Source organism: Streptomyces sp. (assembly GCF_036566765.1).
In the GTDB taxonomy this organism is placed as follows: domain Bacteria; phylum Actinomycetota; class Actinomycetes; order Streptomycetales; family Streptomycetaceae; genus Streptomyces.
Genome location: NZ_DATCVQ010000508.1, coordinates 1 through 11936, shown reverse-complemented (window position 1 = coordinate 11936; position 11936 = coordinate 1). Strand labels below are relative to the sequence as shown.

23 protein-coding genes are annotated in these 11936 nt (G+C 68.1%); 21 read left to right on the top strand and 2 right to left on the bottom strand.

Annotated elements, in window-relative coordinates:
* The 6 genes from VIU94_RS29690 to relB all read left to right on the top strand — a co-directional run.
* The coding region (locus VIU94_RS29690) for a DNA methyltransferase (protein WP_331915953.1) at positions 1 to 413 on the top strand (413 nt) is incomplete at its 5' end.
* Positions 406 to 729 carry a hypothetical protein gene (locus tag VIU94_RS29685; RefSeq protein WP_331915951.1) on the top strand — a complete coding sequence of 108 codons (324 nt, stop codon included), beginning with the start codon at positions 406 to 408 and terminating at the stop codon, positions 727 to 729. The genes VIU94_RS29690 and VIU94_RS29685, both read left to right, overlap by 8 nt.
* Positions 713 to 1177: a WhiB family transcriptional regulator gene (locus VIU94_RS29680; RefSeq protein ID WP_331915949.1), complete on the top strand. Its 465-nt coding sequence runs from the start codon at positions 713 to 715 to the stop codon at positions 1175 to 1177. Before VIU94_RS29685 ends, VIU94_RS29680 begins: the two co-directional genes overlap by 17 nt.
* Positions 1174 to 1659, top strand: coding sequence for a helix-turn-helix domain-containing protein (locus tag VIU94_RS29675; protein WP_331915947.1), 486 nt, complete (start codon positions 1174 to 1176; stop codon positions 1657 to 1659). The genes VIU94_RS29680 and VIU94_RS29675 overlap by 4 nt, the downstream gene beginning before the upstream one ends.
* A complete protein-coding gene (locus VIU94_RS29670) occupies positions 1656 to 1892 on the top strand; it encodes a helix-turn-helix domain-containing protein (RefSeq protein ID WP_331915945.1) in 237 nt (78 codons plus the stop codon). Before VIU94_RS29675 ends, VIU94_RS29670 begins: the two co-directional genes overlap by 4 nt.
* Positions 1889 to 2323: a type II toxin-antitoxin system RelB family anti-toxin gene (gene relB / locus VIU94_RS29665; protein ID WP_331915943.1), complete on the top strand. Its 435-nt coding sequence runs from the start codon at positions 1889 to 1891 to the stop codon at positions 2321 to 2323. Before VIU94_RS29670 ends, relB begins: the two co-directional genes overlap by 4 nt.
* Before the next feature lie 32 nt (positions 2324 to 2355).
* On the opposite strand, the gene VIU94_RS29660 is transcribed toward relB, so the two are convergent.
* Positions 2356 to 2574, bottom strand: coding sequence for a hypothetical protein (locus VIU94_RS29660; protein WP_331915941.1), 219 nt, complete (start codon positions 2572 to 2574; stop codon positions 2356 to 2358).
* A 147-nt stretch (positions 2575 to 2721) separates the two neighbouring features.
* Between VIU94_RS29660 and VIU94_RS29655 the strand changes: the two genes are divergently transcribed.
* The 15 genes from VIU94_RS29655 (at position 2722) to VIU94_RS29585 (ending at position 11307) form a co-directional block, all read left to right on the top strand.
* On the top strand, positions 2722 to 4614 hold the full coding sequence (locus VIU94_RS29655) for a DEAD/DEAH box helicase family protein (RefSeq protein WP_331915939.1): 1893 nt from the start codon (positions 2722 to 2724) through the stop codon (positions 4612 to 4614).
* The gene (locus tag VIU94_RS29650; RefSeq protein ID WP_331915937.1) at positions 4611 to 5207 is read left to right on the top strand and encodes a hypothetical protein; all 597 of its coding nucleotides are present in this window, start codon (positions 4611 to 4613) and stop codon (positions 5205 to 5207) included. Before VIU94_RS29655 ends, VIU94_RS29650 begins: the two co-directional genes overlap by 4 nt.
* 6 nt (positions 5208 to 5213) lie before the next feature.
* The gene (locus VIU94_RS29645) at positions 5214 to 6035 is read left to right on the top strand and encodes a hypothetical protein (RefSeq protein ID WP_331915935.1); all 822 of its coding nucleotides are present in this window, start codon (positions 5214 to 5216) and stop codon (positions 6033 to 6035) included.
* A 49-nt stretch (positions 6036 to 6084) separates the two neighbouring features.
* Positions 6085 to 6939 (top strand): hypothetical protein, encoded by an 855-nt coding sequence (locus VIU94_RS29640; RefSeq protein ID WP_331915934.1) that lies wholly within the window; start codon positions 6085 to 6087, stop codon positions 6937 to 6939.
* 3 nt (positions 6940 to 6942) lie between these two features.
* A complete protein-coding gene (locus VIU94_RS29635) occupies positions 6943 to 7263 on the top strand; it encodes a hypothetical protein (RefSeq protein ID WP_331915932.1) in 321 nt (106 codons plus the stop codon).
* A complete protein-coding gene (locus VIU94_RS29630) occupies positions 7260 to 7475 on the top strand; it encodes a hypothetical protein (RefSeq protein ID WP_331915930.1) in 216 nt (71 codons plus the stop codon). The genes VIU94_RS29635 and VIU94_RS29630 overlap by 4 nt, the downstream gene beginning before the upstream one ends.
* Positions 7472 to 7867 (top strand): hypothetical protein, encoded by a 396-nt coding sequence (locus VIU94_RS29625; RefSeq protein ID WP_331915928.1) that lies wholly within the window; start codon positions 7472 to 7474, stop codon positions 7865 to 7867. The genes VIU94_RS29630 and VIU94_RS29625 overlap by 4 nt, the downstream gene beginning before the upstream one ends.
* Positions 7864 to 8247: a hypothetical protein gene (locus VIU94_RS29620; RefSeq protein WP_331915926.1), complete on the top strand. Its 384-nt coding sequence runs from the start codon at positions 7864 to 7866 to the stop codon at positions 8245 to 8247. Before VIU94_RS29625 ends, VIU94_RS29620 begins: the two co-directional genes overlap by 4 nt.
* Positions 8240 to 8548: a hypothetical protein gene (locus VIU94_RS29615; protein WP_331915924.1), complete on the top strand. Its 309-nt coding sequence runs from the start codon at positions 8240 to 8242 to the stop codon at positions 8546 to 8548. Before VIU94_RS29620 ends, VIU94_RS29615 begins: the two co-directional genes overlap by 8 nt.
* Positions 8541 to 8990 (top strand): hypothetical protein, encoded by a 450-nt coding sequence (locus tag VIU94_RS29610; RefSeq protein WP_331915922.1) that lies wholly within the window; start codon positions 8541 to 8543, stop codon positions 8988 to 8990. The genes VIU94_RS29615 and VIU94_RS29610 overlap by 8 nt, the downstream gene beginning before the upstream one ends.
* A complete protein-coding gene (locus VIU94_RS29605) occupies positions 8987 to 9247 on the top strand; it encodes a hypothetical protein (protein WP_331915920.1) in 261 nt (86 codons plus the stop codon). The genes VIU94_RS29610 and VIU94_RS29605 overlap by 4 nt, the downstream gene beginning before the upstream one ends.
* A gap of 1 nt (position 9248) precedes the next feature.
* Positions 9249 to 9683 (top strand): DUF397 domain-containing protein, encoded by a 435-nt coding sequence (locus VIU94_RS29600; RefSeq protein ID WP_331915918.1) that lies wholly within the window; start codon positions 9249 to 9251, stop codon positions 9681 to 9683.
* Between the two features lie 153 nt (positions 9684 to 9836).
* The gene (locus VIU94_RS29595; RefSeq protein ID WP_331915916.1) at positions 9837 to 10520 is read left to right on the top strand and encodes a hypothetical protein; all 684 of its coding nucleotides are present in this window, start codon (positions 9837 to 9839) and stop codon (positions 10518 to 10520) included.
* On the top strand, positions 10520 to 10888 hold the full coding sequence (locus tag VIU94_RS29590; RefSeq protein ID WP_331915914.1) for a hypothetical protein: 369 nt from the start codon (positions 10520 to 10522) through the stop codon (positions 10886 to 10888). The genes VIU94_RS29595 and VIU94_RS29590 overlap by 1 nt, the downstream gene beginning before the upstream one ends.
* Positions 10885 to 11307 (top strand): hypothetical protein, encoded by a 423-nt coding sequence (locus VIU94_RS29585; RefSeq protein ID WP_331915912.1) that lies wholly within the window; start codon positions 10885 to 10887, stop codon positions 11305 to 11307. The genes VIU94_RS29590 and VIU94_RS29585 overlap by 4 nt, the downstream gene beginning before the upstream one ends.
* Before the next feature lie 13 nt (positions 11308 to 11320).
* On the opposite strand, the gene VIU94_RS29580 is transcribed toward VIU94_RS29585, so the two are convergent.
* Positions 11321 to 11650 carry a hypothetical protein gene (locus tag VIU94_RS29580; protein WP_331915910.1) on the bottom strand — a complete coding sequence of 110 codons (330 nt, stop codon included), beginning with the start codon at positions 11648 to 11650 and terminating at the stop codon, positions 11321 to 11323.
* Positions 11651 to 11936 lie beyond the last annotated feature (286 nt).

Genomic DNA, 11936 nt, shown 5'->3' with positions numbered 1-11936 from the left:
GGAGCGACTTGCACCACGAGTGGGAGCGGGAACGCGTCGACGCCAACAAGGGCACCGTCCGCAAGCAGTCTCGTGCCGCCGAGCACCAGCGCAGCGGCCGAGAGAACGCCTGGCAGGACGACGGCACCCGCCAGCCCCGTTCCGTCACCTACCTGATCGAAGCGCCATCGGTGCGGTTCCAGAAGCGCCACCCGGATGAGAAGCCGCTGGCCGTCGTCGAGGCCCTCGTCCGCGAGTGCACGCCGCCAGGCGGCCTCGTGCTGGACCCGTTCGCGGGCTCCGGCTCCACGCTGCTCGCCGCCCGGCTTCTCGGACGCCGCGCTATCGGCATCGAGAAGCACGAGCCCTACGCCGAAGAGATCGTCAAGCGGCTGTCCATGGACGACCTGTTCTCGGAGGCCAGCGATGCCTGACTTGACCCTGCCGGCGGACGTGTTCGACGTCGCCGAGATCGTGGCCCGCGAGTTTGCCAGCCACGAGCAGCACGTGCGGGACCGTGCCGCCGCAGACCTGAAGGTCCGCGCTGCCCGTCTCCGTTCCGGCCCGCCCGCCCCTTCCTCCCCGGACCCTGTCGTGGAGGCTCTGACGGCTTCCTGCCACACGGAGGCGGGCCGTATCCACGCCTCCCCACACCTGGTAGCCGCAGCCGCCTACAAGGCCGTAGCGGACCTTCTGGCGGACCCCGCAAGCAGCAACGAGAAGGAGGAGACCCGTGGCCGGTGTGACTAGGTATCGGGGGCCGGCGCCCCGCCCGCGCCTCATCTGGCAGTGGCAGGACGATGCCGCCTGCCGCCGCGAAGACCTCGTCCTGTTCTTTGGCCCTGACGGGGAACGCCAGCCTGAGCGTGAGAGGCGGGAGAGGAAGGCCAAGGCGATCTGCGCCCAATGCCCTGTCCGCAACGAGTGCCTGGATCACGCCCTGGCCGCCCCTGAGAAGTCGGGTACGTGGGGCGGACTCAATGAGGAGGAGCGGGCCTCAGAGCGCCGCCGGCGTCAGCGCCGCAAGACGCCCGTGCACGTCGTAGAGGTCCCGGACGACAAGGCGTGCGGAGGGTGCGAGACGGTCAAGCCCGCCACCGACTTCTACCGGGAGCCCCGCTCCAGCGACGGTCTTCGGCCTGAGTGCAAGGACTGCACCTACGAGCAGCGGAGCCAGGCCGAGGTGGTGGCGTCATGAAGGCCGTCCACTGGGTTGTCGCCACCCTTCACAAAGCGCGCCTCGAAGACGGCATGACACAGGCCGAGGTGGGCGACCGCGTCGGCAGGTCCGACCGGACGATCGCCTCGTGGGAGGGCGGAGCATCCGAGCCGGGCCTGGTCCAGGTCGAGGCGTGGGCGGCCACCCACGGCCTGTACTTGACGTTGACGCCTGACCGTCCCGCGCCGGCTCCGCTCGCTGTCGAGGCCGCGGAGGTGGTGTTGAGGGTGTGGACGCGGCTCATGCTGCAGACGGGCGAAGCCAGGCGGATCCGCCTGGCGGCGGGCTTGTCCCAGCGGGAGGCCGCCGCGGCGGTCGGCGTGGACGCGAAGGCGTTGCACCGGTGGGAGACCGGGTCGTCCCGGCCGACGCCTCACTCCGCCGCCGTGTACGGCCGGTTCCTGAAGGCGTTGCTGGCGACGCTCGCGCTCGCCCCCGACGTGCTGGAGCGGGCGTCATGACCAGCCGCCACCCCGTCGTCGCCCTGCTGGTCGACCGGCGAGAGGAACTGGGCTGGACCCAGTTCGACCTCGCCTGCGCCTCCGGCAAGTCCGTCAGCGCGATCAACCATTTCGAGAACGACTCGGGCGGCAGGCGCTGGGACCTCGTCGAGGAGATCGCCGAAGCGCTCGGCCTGTACGTCGAGTTCCGCACGTACGGGACGCCCACTCTGCCGTTGCGGGAGGCGTCGTGACCGAGTCGACCGCCCAAAGCGTGCCCCTGCTGGATAAGGCAGTGGCACGCAACGCCCGAGCGTTGAGGAAGGCGAACGGCCTGTCGCAAGCCGACCTGGCCCACGCCGTAGGACTGTCGCGCGCCTCGATCAGCAACGTCGAGGCGGGACGCCAGGGCTTGAGCGTCGCCCTGCTGGGGCGCATCGCTGACGCTCTTGGCGTGCCGCCGGCCGCGCTCCTCGGAGAGGCGGGCGACATGTCCTCCACCCCGATGGCGGACCTGATGGCCCGGCTCAAATCCGCGGAACGGCATGCCCGCCGGTGCACCGTCCGAGCCTCCGTGGCGGAAGCCGACGCCGCCCGCGCCCAAGCCGAACTGCTGAGTGAGAGAGCGGCCCGGCTGGTAGCGGAGACCGAACTCGCCGATCTGCGAGAGGGGGAGGCGTTGTGAAGACCTCAGTCCGTCCGTCCCGGAGAGACGGGTCAGGAGTCGGAGGAGCGCGGGCGTCGCCCGCGCGGGCGGGCAACGCCGGCCTCACGCACGATCCGCGACACGTAGTCCACGGAGTACGTGAAGTTGATCGCCACCGCAATCTCGGCGGCGGTGGCGTTCTCCGTCTCGGCTGCCTTGACGATCGCGTCGCGCAGCCGCTTCGGCGCCTCGTTGTAGGCGTTCGCGGCTTCCAGCAGTTCAGCGGTCATCTCGGGGTCCACTCCTTCAGCGTCTCATGTGCGCGTTACCACAACTTGATAGTAAAACACGCACCTTGTGCGTGTCCTAATAACGCGCTCTATTAACACGTACTAAGTGCGTATTATGGAATCGAACCAGCGTGACCAGGGGGACAGATGGCGCAGAAGCGTTGCTTCACCGGACGGGAGCGAACCGCGCTCTACCTCGCAGCCGATGGGCTGTGCGAGAAGTGCGGGGCCGAACTGGATCCCGGCTGGCACGGCGACCACGTCATCCCCTACTCCCGCGGCGGCAAGACCGACCTGATCAACGGTCAGGCCCTCTGCCCCCCCTGCAACCTCAAGAAGGGCAACACCGTGAGCAGTAACCTCCGCGAGTGGCAGCAGGAAGCCACCGAACGCTTCCTTGCCAAGAACGCTCGCGACTTCCTCGTCTGCGCCACCCCCGGCGCGGGGAAGACCACGTTCGCGATCAGCCTGGCGAACCGGCTGATCGACAACGGCGTGATCGGCCGAGTGATGGTCGTCGTCCCCACGGATGCCCTTCGGCAGCAGTGGGCGGACGCGGCCGGAGAGCGCGCCGTCCACCTCATGCCGGTGGACAATGCGAACGACTACGACAAGGCCGGGTATGTCGGCTGCGTCGTCACCTATCAGCAACTCGCCATGGGGACTGGCGCCGATCTCGCCCGGCGGGCCATGCGCCGCCCCACCATGGTCATCTTGGATGAGATCCACCACGCAGGCGATAGCCGAACGTGGGGTGACGCGCTCAATCGCGCGGCCGAGCATGCCACATATCGCCTGGCGCTGACGGGGACTCCGTGGAGGCGAGACAACAACCCCATCCCGTTCGTGAAGTACGACGACAACGGGGGCGTCAAGGTCGACTACGCCTACGAGTACGGCTCCGCCGTGGCAGACGGAGTCTGCCGGCGGATCGAGTTCCACGCCTACGACGGGGAGGCGCGGTGGATCGACCACGCTCGCGCGAGGCGCGAGGCGCGTGATCCCGGCCCCGGGCAGGCCAACTATGTGGCGAGGCTTGGCGAGGACCTCCACAAGGAGGATGTCCCTGCCGTGCTGGAGACCATCTTCCATCCGCAGCATGCCTGGATTCCCGACATCCTTGGGGAAGCCATCGTGGCCCTTGAGGACCTTCGCGTGGATATCCCCGACGCGGCTGGCCTAGTCATCACGGACACGAAATGGCAGGCCGACGAGTACGCCCTCATCCTGAAGTCCCTCAACGGGGGCGTGATGCCCACGGTCGTCGTGTCGGACCCGGCGAACGACCCTGGCTCCAAGCTGGCCCGCAAGAAGATCGAGGACTTCCGCAAGAGCCGCGACCGCTGGATCATCGCCGTCCGCATGATCTCGGAGGGCGTCGATATCCCGCGGCTCGCGGTCGGCGTATACGTGTCCAAGGTCTCCACGCCGCTGTTCTTCCGCCAGGTCGTCGGCCGATTCGTCCGCGTCCGCAAGGGAGAGGAGTTCAATGCGAGGCTGCTCATCCCGGCCCTGCCGGAACTGATGCAGTATGCCCGCGCGATCGAAGACGAGTTGCGCCACCAGATCGAGGCCGAAGCCGAGGCGGAGGAGAAGGCGCGCGCCGAACGCGAGGGCGCCCAGATGGAGTTCGATCTCCGCGAACCGGTGTACGCCTCCGAGGCAACGTTCGACCGGGCGATCCTCGGCGGGGAAGAGACGTTCGCCGACGGCCTTGAGCGCGCCAAGACTTACTGCGCCAGCCACGGGATCCCGCTCCAATACGCCGTTAACATCGCCCCTCTCCTGCGGACAGAGGAGAAGGCGCCCGACGTGGCGCCGGCGGCCCCGGCCAGCGAAGCCGTCCCGCGCCACCGCAGAGAGAAGATGCTCCGCGGTGAGGTGGAGACCCTCGCCCGCCGACTGAGCAAGCGGCGCAACATCGAGCCCAAGGACGTGAACACCGCGCTGTTCAAGAAGTTCGGTCCGCGGTCCAAGGCGAGCGTTGAGTTGCTGGAGGAGATGGTTCAGTTCCTCAACGACCAGTTGGGGATGCTGTGACAGACCCCCTCAAGCAGAACGCGACGCTGGTCGAGGCGCTCGGTTCATCTCTGCGCCGCGGCGACCATGCGCTCGGCACGGTGCCAGATCTGCTCAAGAGGATCCTCCGAGAGGAGGCGTGGCGGGAGTTCGTCACGCAGCGAGGTGAGCTCGTGGAGCATGCCCGGTTCGCCGACTTCGTCGCCACCCCGCCCCTTAAGGGGATCGGGTCGTCGGTGGATCTGGTGCGGCGCATCGTGTCGGACGATCCCGAGGCGTTGGATCTGCTGGACCAGGCGCTACAGAATCCGGTCGGCGGTAGTCAGAAGATCAATCTCAACGTTGATGTTATGAACAATGAGAGTGATCATGGTCGGCCTGCAGGGACGTCGAAGGAGTATGCCCTTCGCCGTCTCCGCAAGGACGCGCCCGAGCTTCACGCGGAAGTACTCGCCGGCCACCTCTCAGCGCACGCCGCCATGGTCAAGGCGGGTTTCCGGAAGCGCACGATCAGCGTGCGCTTGGACCGCCCCGAGTCCGCAGCCCTGGCGCTGCGCAAGCACATGCCCCTCGAAGCCCGCCAGGCGCTCGCCCGCCTGCTCATGGAGGACTGAACCCCCTTGATTCCGATCCCCGACAGCTTCCAGCGAGTCACAATCACCCCGGAAATCGCGCGCGGCTGGCTGGAGACACGAAACCGCGACAACCGCAAGATGAGCCTCGTCGTTGCCGCACGCTACGCAGAGGCGATGAAGGAAGGCCGGTGGAGACTCACTCACCAGGGCATCGCCTTTGACTCCGAAGGATTCCTGCTGGACGGCCAGCATCGCCTGAAGGCCGTCGACCTGGCCGGCATACCGGTGGACTTCAACGTCATCCCAGACTGCGATCGAGACACCTTCTCTGTGCTGGATGTGGGCCACAAGCGGCAGGCCAACCATCTGATCGACAACCCGAACGGCACCATCATCGCCGCTGCCGCCCGTTTCGTCGGAGCCATCGACGGGAGCCTGACCCGCAATGTCCAGGCGAAGGTCTACGTCGCCCAGGCCGATAACGATGAGGTTCTCGCTGTCATCGAGTCTTGGCCCGAGCTGGTCGAATGGGCGCCCGCAGCAAGAGCGGTGTGGGGTGCAGCCCGGCTTACCCCCTCGCCCCATCTAGCGCTCCTGGCGCAGGCTGCACGAACGCAGCACGCCGACCTCATTCCTGAATGGGTGCGGGGCCTCACGGAGGGTGCTGGCTTGGCAAGGGCAGACGCCCGCCTGCACCTGCGCAATCGCTTCGGCCGCGAGGCGAGTCGCATGGAGCGGTCGTCGTCGAACCGCATTGATGTCTACAGCCTGATCGTCCGCGCCTGGAACTACTACGTGACGAATCGATCGGTGAGCGTGCTCAAGGTCCATAGGAAGGGCGAGGACGTGCCCGCGGTTCTCTCCTGATCCTTCGACATCGATCCCCTGTTACGGCAAGAAAGGGGTTCCACCCCAGATGACTTGGTTCAAGGTGGACGACTCGTTCCACTCCCACCCGAAAGTCTTGGCGACTGACCCGGCCGCGCTCGGTCTGTGGGTGGTCGCGGGTGCATGGTCGAGCGCGAACCTCACTGGAGGTTTCGTGCCAGACCGTGCGCTGCCGCGGCTGGTTCCGGACGGTGCGTCGTTGGCGAAGGAGCTCGTTGCCGCCGGGCTGTGGAAGCGGAGCAAGGGCGGCTACCTGTTCCACGACTGGACGGACTACAACCCGACCGCCGAGGAGGAGCGCGAGAAGCGAGCCAAGCGCGCCGAGGCGGGACGGAAAGGCGGTCTGGCCAGCGGAAGAACACGAAGCAAAACACGAAGCAAAGGTGAAGCAAATGCTTCGGGTGGTGCTTCGCGAACCGTTGAAGCAAAAGTGAACCCCGTCCCCGTCCCGTCCCCGAAGGGGACAGGGACGGATACAACTAGTCAGTCTTCTTCCCGCCGTAACGCGCGAGCGTGGGCGGAAGACGACGACTCGATCGATCTCGGCATCGTCGAACTCCTGGCGGAGTTGACGGGCCGGCAGGTCTCGATCCTCGACGCAACCAAGATCCGGCAGCGGATTCTCGGGAACCGCCAGATCCGGACCAGCCGTGCCGCCTACGTGGCCGCGGCCATCGAGGACAACCCGGGCAAGTTCCTGCCTGCCGCTGAAGCTGTCGAGCGGCAGGCCGACGCCTCGCCGTTGAAGGTCGTGCCCGAATGGTGCGGCCACTGCCACAGCGACGGCTACCGCTGGCTGGAGCTCGCTGACGGCCGCTGGGACAAGTGCCCCGCGTGCAACCCCACAGCTAAAGACCCGTTCGCCTCGAAGGAGGTGTCGTGACCGATGCCCACGACCGCTATGGAGAACCCGCCCGAGATCCGCCGGGCCGTCCCCTCCCTGATCGCCTTAGCCGGACATGTGCGCCCCGACTGGAATGAGGCCGAACTGCAGGCCGCGATCGTCGCCGCGGCCACCGCGGGCTGGGAGTGGCCGCGCGTCCTGGTCGAGGTGGTCCGCCTGCTCGTCGACCCGGCGGGGTTCCCGCGGGACCTGCGCGAGGCGTGCCGCGACCCGCTCAAGCCGCACCGGCCGCCCGAGCCGGGAACCGAAGTCCGCGGCGCCGAACTCGTGCGCCGCGCCCTGGCCGGCGAGGAGGTTCCGTGAGTCGCCAGCCGATCGACGAGCTGAGGGACCGGGTCCGCCGCCTTGAAGCGGAACGGCTACGGCCGGAGAAGCCGCTGCTGCCAGCCCGGGTCTCCGGCCCGATGGGTGAGTTGATCGCCTTGCTGGACCGGCTGCTGACGAACCCCGGACCGCCCGACCCTCCCCCTCCCGTACCAGACCTGACACCGATCACCGAGGAGCCCCAGCCATGACTGACGCCAAGATCGACCCGAACCCATACAGCCCGTACGCCAACGCAGACCCGGAGTGGCGGCACCTGATCCCGTCGCTGTTCGGTCTTGTGCCGGAGCAGGGTGTGCTGTGCCTGACGGCGTGCGACCGGATGGCGGTCGCTCCTGAGGAGGCACTGAGGGAGGCCACGGACGGGCTCATCGGCGCCGAAGAGTTGCCGGACGGGCTGTGCCCGAGTTGCGTCGCCATGGCCAAGGACGGTCAGGCGCCCGTCCCGGCCCGCCCGCAAGAGTGCCGCGAGTGCGGCGGCCTCGGCTCGCAGGGCGCATGGTGCGCCCTGTGCCGCCAGGAGCTTCACGAGGCGTGGTGGCCGACCCGCAGCGAGAACGGCGGCGAGGTGTCCGCCCGATGAGCGCCCCCATCTACCGCAAGGGCGACGAGGTCGAGATCGTCCGCCGCGGCGTGATCGTCGAGGTCGATCCACGCGACCCGGCACGGTTCGGCATCGGACGCCCGGACGGGTTCGGGGCTGACGCCTACTTCCGGACGGACGACGACAACGTCCGGCACAGGCCGGTGACAGAGACGGCCAGCGCCGACCTTGAGGACGCTCTCGGGGTCCTGCACTGGCTCCTGACCGACCGGCAGGACGTCCTGCACGTGGCAGCGATGGCGGCTGCGCAGGGCGATGCGATGCGCTCCGCTGTGATCGCCAACGCCGCCCGAGGGTGGATCGAGGCGTGTGCACGTCTCGCGGAAGTCTGCGACCCGGAGCGAGGCGACCATGGCTGAGCGGGTCACTCAACTCAACGGCGACAACGGCCCGCTGCTCCTGATCCGCGGTGAGGACCCCGCCGAGATCCACCGGCTCGCCACGGAGTGGGCTGCGGAGGACTGCTCTGGGGTGTCGACTGCCCCTCAGGACGTTCAGGTGATCTCTATCCGGGCTATCGCCTGGTGCGACCACTGGACGTGCGGGTGCGGCGAGCCGGGCCGTCACTACATTCAGGCGGCCCCCTGGTCGCGTGGCTCGTTCAGGGGCGCGTTCGTCGAACTGCACTACCCGGCCCGAGAGGTGGCCCACCGTGGCTGAGACCACCGAGAAGACGCTCGCGTCCGAACTCCGAGAGGCTGCGGTGAAGGTCCGGCGTCTGGCGAAGGCCGCGCCTCCTGGCCCGTGGGGCGTCAACGGGCCCTGGTGGTGGGAGGCCACCCGCTACGAGCAGGACGTCACCTCGTGCATCGTCACCGACCCGGGCAATGAGCCCGTCGCGGTGCTTGCGCCGCCGTACAACCGGCACCCGGCCGCGGAACAGGCGGCACCGTGGATCCGCATGATGAGCCCGGTCGTGGCTGAGCCTCTCGCCTCCTGGCTGGAGAAGGTGGCCGAGTGGGCTGACGAGACGGCCGACCACGTGGGCGGGCTCGTCTTCCACGTCGCCTGCGACGGCGTTGTGGGCCAGGAGGTTCGTCGCTGTGAGTGCTTCGACCATCCGCTGGCTGTGGCCCGCGTCCTGAACGGGGCCACCTCGTGAGCTACCTCGACGACATGGTGTACCGCCGCTTCTGGCACGGCACCGTCACACCCGCCGCAACGGAGCCGACGCCGACGCCGGCCGAGCCTGAGCCTGTCCGTGCTGTGTCTCCGCTGCTGCACACCACATACGAGCAGACCCGGCCCGAGGTGGAAGCCGCCGAGCTGGCGGTGTCCGGCCGTCTGGCGGACCTCGTCGAGGAGGGCCTGTCTCCGCTGGAGGCGGCCCGGAAGCTGTTCATCGACGGGGAGGCGTGACGTGCACGACGAGATCACCAGGACTGCCTGGCGCAAGGCCGGCTACTGCAACGGCGCCACAGCGTGCGTAGAGGTGGCTCCGCTGGCGGACGGCCGCGTGGCGGTACGGGACTCCAAGCTGGACGAGGCGTCCCCGGTGCTGAACGTCGGCGCGGAGGACTGGCAGTACTTCGCCGAGTCGATCGCCTCCAGCAGGCGCGGTGACGTGTCCGTGCTCACGCTGGCCAGGGTCGGCTACGACCGGTGGGAGATGCGCCTCGAAGGGGCTCCGGAGGCGCTGGAGTTCTCCGACGCGGAGATCCGCACGTTCGTGGCCGGTGTGAAAGGACGGCGAGTTCGATCTGTCGGTCCTGACGCGTCCGGCGGGGGACGGCTCGGACGGGAGTGGCGCTCCGCGAGGCGCTGGTGTGGCTGTGGCGGGCGTAGAGCCGTCTGAAGTCTCTCGCTAGGGGTCGTGTTGTGCCGGGGGCTCTCTGTGGCTCTCAGCGATTTTCGAGGGCTCTCGGCGCTTCAAGATCCAAACTCCAGTTCCCATCAAGATCACAAAATGGCATCTCAAGATCGATACTCGACAAGGAAAGCGAACGCCATGACCGACCTCACCAAATGGCCGCGCCTGCTCGTCGTCGGCGAACCCGTCACCCGAGAGCAGGCCAACGAGATCCTGATCCGCACCGACAGTTGGCGCTTCTTCCTCAACGACCAGGCGTGGGAGACGGCGGTGTGCGACCTGGGCGACGAGTACGGCATGCCCGTCGATTCGATGCGGCGGCTCAAGCCCGGCGAGTACAGCGAACGGTGGCGCGACATCGAGGCAGACAAGCAAGCGCGCCGCGAACGAATGGGCATCCTCGACCTGCACGACCTGGCCAACCACCGGATCGGCTCCTCATGGATCGGCGGCCCCCACGGCTGGTGCGACTGGGACGGCAAGATCGGCTGCTCCAACTACAACATCGGCAAGTGGCCCACCGTCGAAGACGTCACCGAGGACTGGCAGGCCATAGCCGCCGCCTTCCCGTACCTGAACCTGCACGCTCAGGTCGTCACCGACGAAGGCGAAGGCGAGGTTGCCGCCACGTGGGCGGTCAGAGACGGTGAGGCGGCGCTCGTCGAGCCCGTCGAGCGGATCGTGGACGCCGAGCCGGACGACGTCGAGGGCATGGTGTTCGGGCTGATGTTCAACGCCGGACGGGAGCGCGGCGTGTCGCTGGAGAGGCTGCGGGCAGCGCTCGCGCAAGTCGCCTCCCAGCAGGCGGGGGAGGCGTCCTGATGCCCAAGCACGAGATCGTCAACCTGACCCCGCACCCGGTCCGCATCTACCACCCGGACACGCCGGACCGCATCGGCGACCTGGAGCAGGGGCTGAAGTGCCTGATCCCTCCATCCGGCGCCGTCGCCCGGCTCGCCACGATCGACCTCGGCACGTGGCGGATCATCGACGGCATCCCGATCGAAGGGGTCGAGTACGGGCACGCCCACGACCTGCCACCCAAGCGTGCCGGCGTCCACTACGTGGTGTCGCTGGCGTTAGCCCTCGGGCAGCAGGGCCGTGACGACCTACTGGTCCCGTACTCGGAGATCCGTAACGAGGACGGGACCGTGGTCGGCTGCCGCGTACTGGCGCAGGTGGCGGGATGAGCAGCGTTTACCGAGTTCTCTGTCTCTCCCACGACCCGGCCCTCGCCCTCACGGAGGTCGAGTACAGCCGCCCCGAGTCGGCCGCCACGGACATCGCCTCGGGCATCGACGGCCACCAGGAGTGCGACCTGCTGATCGGCCGCTACTCCTACCCGCTGGTCGAGGTCGGCTGCCCGCCCGCCACCGGACCAGAACGGTCCGGCCAGCGCCGCTGCTACTCGCACTCCACGACGGAGTGGGTGGACGTGGCGTGGCTGCGCATCCTCGCCGCCGTCCACCAGTCCGGCACCGAGAACATGCGGGCCCTCTCCGGCGATGCTCGGCTCACCCACTGGTCGCCGGAGCGGCTGCAACGCCTGCGTTACGAGTTGGGCATCGACGCGGACGAGCCTGCCGACCAGGCCGGGGCGTCCCGGTGACCAAGGGCAGCGCCTACTCGGGCGCGGTGGATGGTTCGGGGGCGGGGCCGGCGGCTTCTCGGGCCGCCTTTGCCCAGCGCCCTGTGGGCCCGCCCTGGAGGATCTGGCGGATCCGGGAGAAGTGCAGGGGCTTGTCCGGGTCGGCGAGTTCGCCAATCCGGGCGAGGGTGAGCCCCTGGTCCTTCAACTCCTGGGCGGCGACCTGGCGGAGCTGCGCGACTTCGGCGTTGAACTCCTTCGCCGCTTCGAGGGCTTCGGTGGTCAATCGGACCCGCTGGGCGGGGTCTTCGACAGCCGCGAGGTCGTCGATGAGCTTTCGGAACACGGTGGTCGGCCTCCTCATGAGGGGAGTCTAGAGGTCCCCTCTCAAACAATCTTCAGCGACTTAGAGGTTACCTCTTGTGCATGTTGATAGGTTACCTCTAAAGTTGAGCCATCAGCAAGGGACAAGACGCCAGGGAGCAGAGATGGTCACCTTCACCGACACCGAGATCGCGATAGCCGCCCAGATCACCGCCCTGGCCACCCCGGACCGGTGGAACTCCCTCACCGACCTCCGCCCCCACCTCTCCCGCTGGACCCGCCAGGAGCAGGACAACGCCCTCCGCAAGATGGAGCGCCTGGAGGAC

What these genes read in the sequence shown, in the direction of transcription:
- VIU94_RS29685 (WP_331915951.1), top strand. Translation starts at nt 406, where the DNA reads ATGCCTGACTTGACCCTGCCGGCGGACGTGTTCGACGTCGCCGAGATC.
- VIU94_RS29675 (WP_331915947.1), top strand. Translation starts at nt 1,174, where the DNA reads ATGAAGGCCGTCCACTGGGTTGTCGCCACCCTTCACAAAGCGCGCCTC.
- VIU94_RS29670 (WP_331915945.1), top strand. Translation starts at nt 1,656, where the DNA reads ATGACCAGCCGCCACCCCGTCGTCGCCCTGCTGGTCGACCGGCGAGAG.
- VIU94_RS29660 (WP_331915941.1), bottom strand. Translation starts at nt 2,574, where the DNA reads ATGACCGCTGAACTGCTGGAAGCCGCGAACGCCTACAACGAGGCGCCG.
- VIU94_RS29655 (WP_331915939.1), top strand. Translation starts at nt 2,722, where the DNA reads ATGGCGCAGAAGCGTTGCTTCACCGGACGGGAGCGAACCGCGCTCTAC.
- VIU94_RS29640 (WP_331915934.1), top strand. Translation starts at nt 6,085, where the DNA reads ATGACTTGGTTCAAGGTGGACGACTCGTTCCACTCCCACCCGAAAGTC.
- VIU94_RS29635 (WP_331915932.1), top strand. Translation starts at nt 6,943, where the DNA reads ATGCCCACGACCGCTATGGAGAACCCGCCCGAGATCCGCCGGGCCGTC.
- VIU94_RS29625 (WP_331915928.1), top strand. Translation starts at nt 7,472, where the DNA reads ATGACTGACGCCAAGATCGACCCGAACCCATACAGCCCGTACGCCAAC.
- VIU94_RS29620 (WP_331915926.1), top strand. Translation starts at nt 7,864, where the DNA reads ATGAGCGCCCCCATCTACCGCAAGGGCGACGAGGTCGAGATCGTCCGC.
- VIU94_RS29615 (WP_331915924.1), top strand. Translation starts at nt 8,240, where the DNA reads ATGGCTGAGCGGGTCACTCAACTCAACGGCGACAACGGCCCGCTGCTC.
- VIU94_RS29595 (WP_331915916.1), top strand. Translation starts at nt 9,837, where the DNA reads ATGACCGACCTCACCAAATGGCCGCGCCTGCTCGTCGTCGGCGAACCC.
- VIU94_RS29590 (WP_331915914.1), top strand. Translation starts at nt 10,520, where the DNA reads ATGCCCAAGCACGAGATCGTCAACCTGACCCCGCACCCGGTCCGCATC.
- VIU94_RS29585 (WP_331915912.1), top strand. Translation starts at nt 10,885, where the DNA reads ATGAGCAGCGTTTACCGAGTTCTCTGTCTCTCCCACGACCCGGCCCTC.
- VIU94_RS29580 (WP_331915910.1), bottom strand. Translation starts at nt 11,650, where the DNA reads ATGAGGAGGCCGACCACCGTGTTCCGAAAGCTCATCGACGACCTCGCG.